The following is a 13,314-nucleotide window of genomic DNA, read 5'->3' on the forward strand; positions in this document are numbered from 1 at the left end:
CTTTAATAAAAGTTAGAGTGCTCACGCTTAGCACTTCGCTCAAGACGTTTATTATTTATTTCATCAAGCCCCTTTTTTATATTATCATAACGTTGTGCGAGTATTGTGTATCGTTCTTCATACTCTGCTTGATCTAAAGCGCTATTTGCATTTTCCTCCACACACTTTTGTAGAAGTTCAGTAACCACCTCCATTTCATTATGTAACTTTACCCTCTCCTTATCAAATCTTGAAGTATCGGTCAAGGCTTGAATTATAGCTTCATATCCTTGTAATATTTCTTCTTTATTTGTGAGTAGGCTATTAAAGGCATCAGGGAAGTCTTGTTTTAAGGTATCCTCGTAAAGATGAGGTGTGCTACGCTTTTCATCATTTTTGAATTTAGAATTGCACTGCCATATAACCCTTCGGTATTTACTGGCGGAGTGCCACACCTTACTCCCGTAGAAGCTACCGCACTCCCCACATACTATTCTGCCTGAAAAACATCCTCCGCCTGTTTTATAACCTTTGACATTTTTACGTTTCTTAAGCTCATGCTGAACTAGATCGAACACCTCTGGAGTAATAATTGCAGGATGGCTATTTTCAACATAATACTGTGGAATTTCTCCCTCATTAACTTTCTTTTTCTTGGTAAGAAAATCTACCGTAAAGCTTTTTTGTAGCATAGCATCACCTTTATATTTTTCATTCTTAAGAATACTCAGTACTGTGCTTTGTTGCCAAACTTCCTTACCAGCGAGAGTTGGAATTTTTTTGTAGTTAAAAGCTTTGCAATTCCTGATGGCGTCTTGCCCTCAAGGAACAATTTATAAATCATCCTAGCAACTGAGGCCTGCTTTTCCACAATTTTTGGTATACCATCTTCACCTTTTTCATAGCCAAGAAAATGTCCATATGGGAGGCTTACTTTACCATCTGCAAACCTCTTGCGCTAGCCCCACGTAACGTTTGACGAAATACTACGGCTTTCTTCTTGTCTAATAACTATAACTTTGATACAATTTAGCGGCTTTTTTTATTAAGGCTATTAATTTTATTTCTGCTAAATTGTATAGGACTTCTGCTAAAAGGTGCACACCCCTTAATATTTTAGGCAAAAGAAAAACGCCAAAGCCGCAAGCTATGGCGCTATATAATAGATTACAAATCAAACACACTCACTTTAAACTAAAGCATAAGGAAACCCTCGATATTTCTGTCGAGGGTTTCCTTAATGAAGGCGAAACATGACCTTGAAATCCACTAAAATTAAAAACTGTAGCTAATGTTATTTATATATCAACTTTTTCCACAGCACTCCTTGAATTTTTTCCTACTTCTACATGGACATAAATCATTTCGTGATATTCCATTTCTTTTTATTAATTGCTCTGATGTAAAATCAGTTTTTACTAAAGGCTCTAAAATATCTATAGCTTCTTTAACTATACTTACAACATTTGTATCATCGTAGGTTATCATGGAAGTGGCCGCCTTATTTAATCTCCATGCTAAAAAAAATCTATCATCATTAAGTGCGAGCTTACAGAGCTCAATCATTTGTTGCGGCATATTAATAAATGATGTTTGCATAGAATAAATAATGGGCTCTACTATCCCAACTTTACCACACAAGAAATGTCCTATATTCTTCCTATAGTGATAGTGAAATCCTTCCATATCCTCAACTGCATTATTTTCAGGCATTCTTAATAATTCCTTAAATGATCCAACTCTACATAGTATTCTAAAGTGAATAGATCTATTTCCATCGCCACTACCTATTGGGTAACATGCTAATTGTGATAAAATAAGCCAAGGATAAATATTTGAAATAACTGTATATTCTTCATTTTTATCAAAGTTAATTACAGATGCCTTTAATATAGATGTATGTGCTAAGAAATCACCCTCTTCATGCCTAGTTTCAACTAGCGGTGTATCATTTAATAATCTTTCAACCATTTCTTTTAGAATTGTTGTATGAGATTTTGACAACTCAAAAATTACTTTTGCACCTACTAAATCACTATACGGTAAGGATTGGCATCTACGAATCAAATATCCATATGCTCCATCAAAGTCATTTTTTAAAATCATTCTCTCCATTTCCTTTAAAATAAAATACGATGCACTAGCTGAAAATAATTCTGGAACCTTAAACAATACTAATCCTGTTCCATTTGGCCCGTTAATAAGTTCAATATACCCCTGATTTCTTAACCTCTCAATTTTAGAATCACTTAATATATCTTGAACAGAGTCATAGGATATATAGCATTTTCCATATGAAACTAATAATAATTCAGCATTAGATTGAATATTCACATCAGATATATATGCTTTTATTAAATCTTGCATATCATTTCTCAATTGAGCAATATTCATATACTTTTGCCAAACAGCTTCCAATATATTTATGCTTGAAACACTTGGTATAACTAAAACTTTATTATTCTTCACTAAGCTAATATGTCTACTTTTTTTGAAAGTTCTTGACACTAGTATCCTCAATACTCCTGGATTTCTATACTGAAGGTTATACTTAGCTCCCTCGTAAAATATAGCATTGAAACTATTAAACATATAATATTGAAATTTCTTAAATTCACTATCATTTATTCTTTCAATTTCTATCTTGTTGAAAAGACGCCCTATCTTACTTTTTGTTTGCCTACCATCTATATAGCTTATTTCATTAAAAGTAGACTCATCAACAGAAATAATTATTGATATGTTATTGTTTTTTGATAGTTCAATCAATTCTTGAACATCATTTAGTATATTATCTTTTGCTTTAGTTGACCATCCATCTATTATAATAACTAGTTTTGGTCCATTATTATTATCATTATTATTACGTAATCCGCCAACTATCCATTTTCTTACATCACCAGCATCTGTATTCACAAAAAGCTTAGTAGAAAACTGATTTGATATATGCTGCAATACTCCATAACTAATCGATGATGCATCTATATATAAAGGTACTATATTACTTAAACCATTGGATAAACAGAATTGATAAATAGCATTAGTTTTTCCAGATATAGGGTTACCTACTAATGCAATAAACTTTTCTCCATCATTAATAGATTGTGTGATTTGAGAAACAACATCTCTCTTTATAGAAAAGTTTTCTGAAATGGGATACGAAAAATCCTCTATATCACCTTTTAATTCTGTTAAAGCTTCATTCGTGTACTCTCTCAACACTCCTTCCCAAAAATCTGATCTATTACCCATCAAAAGTCTTACTGCATCATCAATTTCATTTGAAGCAGCTGCTAAAGCATTAGAAAATAAAGATTCAATTGCTAGGTCATCCAATTTATTGGGATGCCATTCTGTTTTATCATAGGTTTTGTAGAAAATTGTTTCACTTCCATTTGAAACAATAACTAGTGGAGGCATATTATCTAATAATCTAGCATACGATATTCCTTGGTCTCTATCCTCTATAGTCAACTTTATACCAGGCTTTTTTAATTCTAGAACAGCCATAGGCTTTTTATCCATCTCAAGCAAAACATCAAGCCTACCACCTATGTACCCATCTTTACAACTTCCGTCAACTACAATTTTATGATGTCCAAATTTTAATCTAAATGTTTTTTGATGTGATATTTTAGGGATCAAGAAACTAGGAAAAATTCTTTTTAGTTCATTATTTAAATTTGCTTCAAAGGTAGCTTCATTCATACAATTCCATCCTTTCCCTTTTAATTCATAATTACACTTTCTAATATATAGTATATTTCTACACATTCTACAGCCTACTATTATAATTATACAACTATGTTTGTTGATATGTTATTATTTGTAAACACAATATACTATTATTATACATAATATACAACAAATTATTAACTTTACTATTTTATAGTCATTATACTACGTTAATCTTAAGTCAAAGATATCCATTTGCATTTCGTATTTAAAAAGCATAACAGAAATATTTTATTAGTTTTGTACTATTTTTTTCTAATCTCATTAAGTGTTTATTTTTTATTACTTCAATAACATTTAAAATACCGTTTCCTTTTCTAATATTGAGAGCTTCCTTTTAGTCAATTCTTCTAAAATAATCTTTCCTAATATATCTATACTAGAAATATTAACTCTCAAATCATATCTCATCAGACTTAACCCCTCTCATGATCGATCATCTATTTATCTAGTTCCTATTTTTTAAAAATAAATTTGCAACCACTTTTAATAGGGTATAATTGGTATAATTACTTTCTGGACATAGTAAAATTTTTTCATCTGTATATTTTGCCATATGCATCACATCTCTGTATTTATAATTAGATAAATCATATGTCCCTTTTAATATTCATTTAATTTTATCCTTATTCACCTTCACGACATAGTTAACATGTGCTTTGTTACTATAAGAATAATACTTATCATTTGAAAACAAATTATCCAACCCCATTTATTAATTATTAATAAGTCTTTTAATCTTAGACTTTAATTCATCTATATCATAAACTTTACCATCAATTTTAGAGTGCAAAGCCAAATGACAATTGGGGCAAACTGGTCTCAAATCATTTATTGGATCCACTTCATATGATTCATTAATTTCAGAAAGTGGCTTTACATGATGAACATGTATTTTCCCTTCAAATTCAGGGCCATAAAACTTTGCAAAATCAAAACCACAAACTACACATCTGCATCCATAATGTTCTATACATGCTTGCCTTGCTTTGTAGTTTCTTTCATAAGCATTAACAACAATCTGCCTTTTCGCTCCTTCTGTACGTTTCCCGTAGTATTGCCTTGGAAGTTCATCGGGTAAAATTGGCATTTGCTTTGATTTAATTAAATCCTGAATTTCAACCATAAACAGAGAATTAATTTCTTGTTTAACCTGTGAAAACGCAGTTATGTTACTATCTATTTTATTTATTTCAGCTAGTGTAATTGGTTCAAATATTTTAACCGAATTGATATCAAATCTATATGCACCATAATATTTACCATCCTTAGGTATAACAAACTTTTCAATATCTAAGAGCTCAGCAGATGCAATAATAATGTTATCAAACTGAAATAATACTAATGAATCTTTAGGTGCATTCATTCCAATTTTTCTGAAGTTATACATGCCTTCTTGATTATTTATCAGTTCTCCCCAGAAATAGTTATTCTGAACATCCTCTATACTCATTCTTGGAAATTCATCTTTACTGATCATTGGCAATATTCTTATTGCTGGTTTAACTACATTAACGATTTTCATATTGGTTCTTGGCAAATCAATAGATATATGTAAATAATCTGCAAGCTTATACCATTCAGTAAATTCTCTAATTTTCTTACATTCTTCTTTAAATACTTCTCTAGGGGTTAATTTTTTAGCCTGAGGAAAATATTGTGTTTAAAGGTTATAGAACCCAATTCCGGCTACATTTTTACCCTTGCTAATCACCTTTGCTGAAAGAAAAGGTAAACCTAACTGATAGCATAGCCCTGAAATAACACCAATGTTCCTTGGAACTTGACGCCAGTGCATTTGAGGAATGAGTCTATCCCCTAGCTCATTATATTCCACATTAGGTTCTTTCTTCATAACAGTTATCAATAACTGTTCTGTAAGCTTTATTTGTACTGACGTAAGTTTAATCATTTTCTAAATCCCACCCCTTATATTTCCTTAAATATCCTTTATTGTATTTTTTACATATTATACTTACAAATTATTTCTACAAAATTCATTTTATTCCTCTATTTTTGTTATTATTTTAAGGAAACAGTTTAAATTTGATGTACTAAAACCCTTGTCCTCAATAACAGAAACTAGTCAAAGTGAATTTACAGCACTCCCTCTGAACTCTTAAAATCTTTACCACTTCCGCATAAAAAAACGCCCATAAGAAAAGTAGTTTCTACTAATCCTACGGGTTTACCTATACCAATCAATCATTCAATTATATTTACTGTTGCTCCAACTAGAAATATTACCGCTACTTTGCCATCAAGTCCTATTTCAATATAATCCAAAGTTTTCAGCATAAGCTCATATGACATCTTATCAATTATTCCCACGCTATTTTTCAGCCTAATTAATTCAGCTAGTCTGTATTTTTCAAGTACACCTTCACAACTTGCACTAGACTCCCATTCCTGATTTTCTACAATCTGGTTCCATGCCTTTATAAACATTTCAGCTGGGACATCATCTCTTATTCTTATTCCATTACAACACATATTTGTCTCGACTGTTGAATTTTTCTCTGCTCTGTATCTCTTGCAACACCAATAATATTCACCTTTGTATTTGATTCTCTTCTAACTAATGTATGCTCACAATGCTTGCAAATCAGTTTACCAAAAGGGTCAGTTCCTTACTGTGCTGATGATATTTGTTCATTCTATGTTCCTTAATAAATCCAGCTTGTCTTGCAAACTCAAGCTGGACACATTCCCAGGTATTTTTATCAATAATTGCAGGATGCGTGTCTTCATGATAAAACTTTGGTAAGTCACCATTGTTTTTTACTCTCCGCTTTGTAAGATAATCTGTATTGTATTTCTTCTGAAAAAGTGTATCCCCTTTATATTTCTCATTAGTTAGAATCTTTTTTAGGGTGCTGAAATTCCATACTGAATCTCCACATTCAGTAACAACTCTATCTTCCGTAAGATGCTCTGCTATTTTATAGTATGCATACCCATCAAGAAACTCTTGATATATTCTTATAACAATAATTGCCTGCGCTTCATTTATCATAAGCTTACCTGATTCATACTTGTTATATCCAAAGAACTTCCCGCTTGTTATGCTTTGTGTGCAACCTTTTTCATATTTGCGACGTATTCCCCATTTTACATTCTCTGATTGATTTAGGCTTTCATTTTGTACAACAGCAGAAATTAATGTTAGAAGAACTTCTCCCTCACTTGTTTTTGTATGGATGTTTTCTTTCTCAAAGAATACATCCACTCCTAGAGCTCGAAGTTCTCTTATACTGTTTAAACAGTCTAGAGTATTACGCCCAAATCGAGACAGGCTTTTTGTAATTATCATATCAACTTTATTTTCTCTAGCGTCCTGCATAAGCCTATTGAAATCTTCCCTCTTATGTAGATTAGTTCTTGATATACCTTTATCCATATAGATACCAGCAAAATCATATTCAGGGTTTTCTATAATATAATTCTTAAAATATTGAACTTGTGCATTGTAACTTGATATCTGCTCATCACTGCTAGAGGAGACTCGACAATATGCAGCTACCCTTAACTTCTTTTCATTATTTTCCGTTACTTCTAAATTTAAAGTATTCAGTAACGGGTATAATACGGAAACTCTTTTCGGACCTCTTCTTTGAATAATTGCCATTTGTAACCCACTCTACAACCATGGATTCATCTATGCCTAAACTCTAATATATAGAGCACATTTTCTTTTTTTACACCAAACCGATTCCTCAGCTCAACAGTTATCTATCTTTTCAACTAAAATCCCTTTGCTTGATGAATTATATCCTATTTAACAACCAAATACCTTCCACCTTTAAATACCTCATTACTAAACACACCTTTAACATTATATGTATCTTCAAGATTGATTTTCAAAATGACTAGATCTGGAAATAATTTTTTCGCCTTCGCTGTATTCACATTAAGAGTCTTACCTTCTAAGTCAACTAAGTAAATTCTTTTTCTTCCATCAATCTTAAGTTGCACTAAAGTAGTATTAACAGTGACTGCTTCTTGATCAGATCTTTCAATAAATGCTTCTACCCCTTCAGAATAACAAGCTTTCACTACATTCAAAGTTTCTGATACATCTTTACCATAATTAAAATCAGCACAGATATAACGCTCCTTATCATCTGGGAAACAAAATTCGCAATATCTACATGTATTTTTAGGCATTATTGGCACATCCTTTAACTATTTAATTTATAGAACTCTGTTCTTCATAGCCCTCCTTAAACCATTGCTATTCTCTTAATCTAAGAATCATTTACTGTTTTTGGTCTTGGTATGCCTCCATAAAGAACTTAGCTAAAGTAACACCTGCATTTACTGCTAGTCTCGCATGATAATCTTTTAGTCCACTTTTATTTTTTAATTTACCATGACCTGTCCCATAAGCATTTCTTAATTCAGTAATCCCTATTACAATTTGGCCTAAATTATTTAGTGTTCTTTTGACTGTGTCAGTAGCTTTATTAGCTGCTACTACATCCTCTGGTATCAATTCAATATTTTTCTGAGCTGATTTTATTAGTTCTGCCATATCTAGCTCATCTAATTTAATAACTTTATCTTTTAAAATTGTCTTTAAAACTGTTTCTATCATCTCTTTTGTAGTACCTAGCGCTAATTCAGGGTCTCCTTCTAGTGAATCGTATATACGTTTTATCTGTCTAGCTAAATCAAATGAATCAGTATCAAGAGGATTTTCCTCTAACAGTTGATTTGGTTCTATATCATTATACAGTTCATTATATAAATCGGACCTTTTACTTTTTAACCACTCTTCTAAATTAATATATTCTGCAATCTCTACAAGTTTTTCAGAGCCTTGTCCTATTTTTTTTAATACCTCAATAATATTTTGTGTATAATCAGGATCTCTCCAACTTAAACTCCTCAAAAGTCTACTATGATTCTCAATAGTTTTTACTTCATCTATCTCATAAGCTAATTTTGTCCAATCACTAGCATCGAATTTAGCTTCGATTGCTAATGTAAGAGCATATATTAAACGATCCTTATTTTCAGTATTTAACATGCAATGCCTCCTAATTTTCTATCTATAAATTTAAGTAGCACTAAGTATTATCTATTTCTTCATTCAATTTCTTATATTCAATAATGCAATCATATAAGCGTTTAACATTTTCAAGAATACCATCTAATTTTTGGATTACTTCAATAACCATTTTCTTAATTTCATCGGCTATCTCTATTTTCTCATTATTAGCTCTCTCAAAGGCTAACTGTGCATATTCATCTAAATTCTCATCATATACAATATATGAATATTCTTCTAGGTATTCATTTGACTTGATGTGAAGATCATATATTGAAAAATCTATTAATCCACTAAGATATTCTATTATATTTGAGATATTAATTTCTTTAACATCATCTATAGATATATCTTCATTTTCCAGTACTTCTTTAATTATATCTTCATATTCATACATAGCACCTTCAACTTCTTCAATTAATATTGGAGATATCTGCATTATAGCTGTCATAATATTCAATGTCCGCTCCCCTGTGATCATTTATATTATAAAAACTAAAATGAAACTGCTCTTTAATTCTTTTTAATCTTGTTATTAGATTCAACACTAAAATTATATATATTGATACTCCATTTCCATAATACTCTATCGAATCTTCTTTTATCATCGGAATAATATCCCTAATAATCTCCGTTATAATCATTTTATCTTTTATAATAACCCCTGATTCAAAATTCTTGTCACTTTCATCTGATGCATTTGCTGAACCAATGTATGCAATATTCTCTGTTAATATGATTTTACTGTGATTGCTAAAATTAAAATAACTTGATACCATAGGTTGAAAATTTTCAGGATTCAATTGTTCTGTATATGATATTATATTTTTTCTAGCTCTCTTTCTTGCCACATCAGAAAAATAAGTTGCATACCTATTAGGTATATTAGTAATAATTTCTACCTCCGTAGTATCTTTAAGCTTTCCTACTTCATTTAATAACTTAGAATTTTCTGCTGAACTATTAAAAGTTACAATTTTTATAATATTAGCCTTTCTAAAATTATTTATAACTTAATTATATCCGCATTCATCTTCTGAAAAAATCAATTCTGCATTATCAGAAATTTTAATTCTATTAATCATGATTCCCTCCACTAAATAAATACTGTGCCCATTAACATCTATACCTTATATTTACATTTTTCTTCATAAATGTAATTATTCCTTCTATTATTTCAATTTTTTATATAAAAAAACACCAGTTTATTTATACTGATGTTTTAGTATTCTATACTCTATAACTCCATCCCACTTAATAATTCTTTAAGACCCTTTAGTTCTTCAACTGTTAGAGTTATTCCCTTCCCCATCTTCTTATGTTCCGCATCCCAATCCCTAATATCATATTTAGCTTCTTTATCATTCCAGCTTATTAGATTTAATTCTTTCTTCCATCCCTTAGCTGATTCTGAAAGAACTCCTGCTGTTTCTTTAATTTCAAATTTTATATCTGCCATGCTCTATTCCACCTCCTATCGTTAAGCATTATAGCTCGCCCCTGTTTCTGCAATCTTACTTTCATCCCACATAACATCAAAAATAAAATCAAGATATCTCCTTTTAAAATCAGGATCTTTTGTAAATTTCTTATATACCTCTGTATGAGTGAACATTAAAGATTCCATTACATCTTTTACCTCTTCATCAGTTGTTATTTTTGCATTATCTTTATGTGAATTTATTATAGATTTCAGCATTTTCATATTAGTTTTCATTTTTTCAGGAATCTGTTCAAATATTATTTTTTCCGCTTCTTCAGGATTAACATCCTCTCCCCAGTTGATATTACCAAATCTTTTATTAAAATCAGAAACTATATGACCAAGTGTATCATAGTTCTTATCTGAAATCCCCCCACCTGTACTTACTGGTATTGGTTCTATATTTCCTTCAACATCCACCAGTGTAATTTTAGTTGTACCTAATCGATCTATTTTATAACTTTCAATATCTATATCATTTAAAATATTTTCATCAAGCTCATCATCCTCTATTTTAATCTTAGGAATAAGATGTTTTAAGTACAACCATAACATTTCCCAATAGGGCTTATTAAAGTCCAATAATTTAGATAAATAACTATACGTTCTTACAAATGTCTTAGCACTAGATTTGAATTTTATTTGCTGTTCTTTTTCTAATTCTTTATCAAATATATCAACGGAACCATTAATGATTGGTTCCAAAATTTCTCTATCTCCTTTAGAATAATAAATAACAAAAAACTCTTTTACTTCTTCTTCACTATATACTTGCATACTATCCAAATCATCTTGTAAATCATTTAATTTATTTACATCCGTTTCTTTGCTCAATATGGTAGTAGTATAATATGGTTCAAAGGCTTTCTGTATTTCACTTGTCTCATTATAAAAATCTAGCACAAAGGTATCTTTTTTGTGTGGCTTATAAGCCCTATTTAAACGTGATAATGTCTGAACTGCTTGAACATCGGATAACTCTTTATCTACATACATAGTATGTAGTAATGGTTGATCAAATCCTGTTTGATACTTATCAGCTACTATTAAAAATCTATATTCATTCTTCTTAAATTGTTCTGGAATGTCATTGTCACCATCAAGAAACCTATTCATATCTACTTCGTTCATTTCTTCTCCTGTTTTATAATGGGCTTTTTTTCCCGAATATGATACTATAGCTTTGTACGGAGAATTTATTTCCGCTAAATATTCATCAAAAGCATCTTTATATTTCATTGCAGCTTCTATTGATTTAGTTACAACCATAGCCTTTGCCTTATTATTGATTAAATGTCTCACATTCTTATTGAAATGTTCTATCATAATATGAGACTTTTCATCAATAGCAATTTTATGACCTTCTACAAATGATTTCAATTTTTTATTAGATTGTTTAAGCTCATATTCTTTTTCTTCAGATGAATTCGTACCTCTTACTATTTTATAATAAGACTTGTAAGTGGTATAATTTTGTAAAACATCTAAAATAAACTCTTCTTCAATTGCCTGTTTCATTGAATACGTATGAAAAGGAACAAATGTACCATCATTTTGTTTAACTCCAAATGTTTCTAAAGTTTTATTTTTAGGTGTAGCTGTAAACCCATAATAACTAGCATTTTTAAGCATTTTTTTACTTTTCATTAGATAATTTACTAGATCCTCTGTATTAATATTTCCCTCTTCGTCTTTCTCCAACTCTGAGATATCTTCATCAGAAAATAACGCGTTCATACTTGCAGCCGCCTGACCACTCTGACTGCTATGAGCTTCATCTATAATAAATGCGATGTTTTTAGACTTCATATCTTGAACTGCTTTTATTACATAAGGAAAAGTTTGAACTGTACATATTATTATTCTTTTATTATTCTCAAGTGCTAATCTCATATGGTTTGTTTTACTAAATGATGTTTCTGTTGGATCTAATTTTTTTATATCACTCGCTTTTCCTGTAATCGCTTCTACTAAATGCTTTACTTGTGCAAACGCCTTAATATTAGCTCTAATTTGTCTGTCTAAAATTGTCCTATCTGTTACCACTACAACGCTGTCAAACAATGGGTTTATGTTTGTTTTATCATATAACCCAACTAATTGGTGTGTAAGCCATGTAATGGAATTAGATTTTCCTGAGCCTGCAGAATGTTGAATTAGATATCTTTTTCCTACTCCATTTTCTTTTGAATCTTTTAGTAATTCTCTTACTACTGTTAATTGATGATATCTTGGAAATATAAGTTTACTTTTCCCATCCTTTTCTTTCACTAATTGAGCATACTTTTCAATAATATTACAAAGGCTACTTTTTGTTAGAATATCTTCCCATAAGTATGAAGTTTTTAAACCATTTGGGTTCAAAGGGTTACCCTTTCCGAATGGAGCATATGATTTTCCTTCATTCAATCCTTTATTAAATGGCATAAAAAATGTATTATTTCCCTTTAGCTCGGTAGTCATATAAACTAAATCTGTGTCTACTGCAAAGTGCACGATACATCTAGCAAAATTAAATATTTTATCATTTGAATCTCTATCATTCATATATTGCTTAATTGCATTTTTTACAGCTTGATGCGTAAATGCATTTTTCAATTCCATAGTAATAACAGGTATTCCATTAATAAATATTACTAAATCGATTCTATTTTTATTGTTATCTGTATATACTAATTCTTGAGTTACTGAAAAAATATTTAATTCATAATTTAATCTATCCTTAATATTATATTCAGAGTTAGGCTCTGGATAAAATAAATCTATTCCTTTATCAAAAAACTTTATACCCTTTCGTAATATTGCAATAATTCCGTTAATTTTTATCTTAGAATCAAGCCTATTAAAAAAAATTCTTTCTCCTTTATTAACAATAAAGTCATATGATTCTGGTTGACTATTCTTAATAAACTCTAGCAATTGATTTTTATTTAAACAGAATTCTTTATCAAAGTCATTAGAATTACTTTCTATATACCCTTGTTTTTCAACTAACTCTTTCACCATCAATCTCTGAAATCCCTTCTCTGACATATCTGTCGTCCCTATCATTATAACCTGCTCC

The 13,314-nt window shown here is 30.4% G+C and carries 12 protein-coding genes; all 12 read right to left on the bottom strand.

Annotated elements, in window-relative coordinates:
- Positions 1-2: 2 nt before the first annotated feature.
- On the bottom strand, positions 3-788 hold the full coding sequence (locus KPL54_RS25985) for a recombinase family protein (protein WP_309245363.1): 786 nt from the start codon (positions 786-788) through the stop codon (positions 3-5).
- 496 nt (positions 789-1,284) lie between these two features.
- Positions 1,285-3,687, bottom strand: coding sequence for an SEC-C metal-binding domain-containing protein (locus KPL54_RS06560; RefSeq protein ID WP_216105811.1), 2,403 nt, complete (start codon positions 3,685-3,687; stop codon positions 1,285-1,287).
- Positions 3,688-4,429: 742 nt separating this feature from the next.
- On the bottom strand, positions 4,430-5,239 hold the full coding sequence (locus KPL54_RS06565; RefSeq protein WP_253203368.1) for an HNH endonuclease: 810 nt from the start codon (positions 5,237-5,239) through the stop codon (positions 4,430-4,432).
- Between the two features lie 138 nt (positions 5,240-5,377).
- A complete protein-coding gene (locus tag KPL54_RS06570) occupies positions 5,378-5,626 on the bottom strand; it encodes a hypothetical protein (protein ID WP_216105812.1) in 249 nt (82 codons plus the stop codon).
- 293 nt (positions 5,627-5,919) lie between these two features.
- Positions 5,920-6,207 (bottom strand): hypothetical protein, encoded by a 288-nt coding sequence (locus tag KPL54_RS06575; RefSeq protein ID WP_216105813.1) that lies wholly within the window; start codon positions 6,205-6,207, stop codon positions 5,920-5,922.
- A 112-nt stretch (positions 6,208-6,319) separates the two neighbouring features.
- Positions 6,320-7,342, bottom strand: a complete 1,023-nt coding sequence (locus KPL54_RS06580; RefSeq protein ID WP_216105814.1) for a recombinase family protein — start codon at positions 7,340-7,342, stop codon at positions 6,320-6,322.
- 146 nt (positions 7,343-7,488) lie between these two features.
- Positions 7,489-7,881, bottom strand: a complete 393-nt coding sequence (locus KPL54_RS06585; RefSeq protein ID WP_216105815.1) for a hypothetical protein — start codon at positions 7,879-7,881, stop codon at positions 7,489-7,491.
- A gap of 91 nt (positions 7,882-7,972) precedes the next feature.
- Positions 7,973-8,746, bottom strand: coding sequence for an abortive infection family protein (locus tag KPL54_RS06590; RefSeq protein WP_216105816.1), 774 nt, complete (start codon positions 8,744-8,746; stop codon positions 7,973-7,975).
- Positions 8,747-8,786: 40 nt separating this feature from the next.
- Positions 8,787-9,227, bottom strand: coding sequence for a hypothetical protein (locus KPL54_RS06595; RefSeq protein ID WP_216105817.1), 441 nt, complete (start codon positions 9,225-9,227; stop codon positions 8,787-8,789).
- Entirely contained in the window at positions 9,181-9,777 is a 597-nt protein-coding gene (locus KPL54_RS06600; protein ID WP_216105855.1) for a phospholipase D-like domain-containing protein, read from the bottom strand. Before KPL54_RS06600 ends, KPL54_RS06595 begins: the two co-directional genes overlap by 47 nt.
- Before the next feature lie 227 nt (positions 9,778-10,004).
- On the bottom strand, positions 10,005-10,226 hold the full coding sequence (locus KPL54_RS06605) for a YdbC family protein (RefSeq protein ID WP_216105818.1): 222 nt from the start codon (positions 10,224-10,226) through the stop codon (positions 10,005-10,007).
- A gap of 21 nt (positions 10,227-10,247) precedes the next feature.
- The gene (locus KPL54_RS06610; RefSeq protein ID WP_216105819.1) at positions 10,248-13,301 is read right to left on the bottom strand and encodes a type I restriction endonuclease subunit R; all 3,054 of its coding nucleotides are present in this window, start codon (positions 13,299-13,301) and stop codon (positions 10,248-10,250) included.
- Between the last annotated feature and the right edge of the window lie 13 nt (positions 13,302-13,314).

Source organism: Clostridium estertheticum, from assembly GCF_018861295.1.
GTDB lineage: Bacteria > Bacillota > Clostridia > Clostridiales > Clostridiaceae > Clostridium_AD > Clostridium_AD estertheticum_D.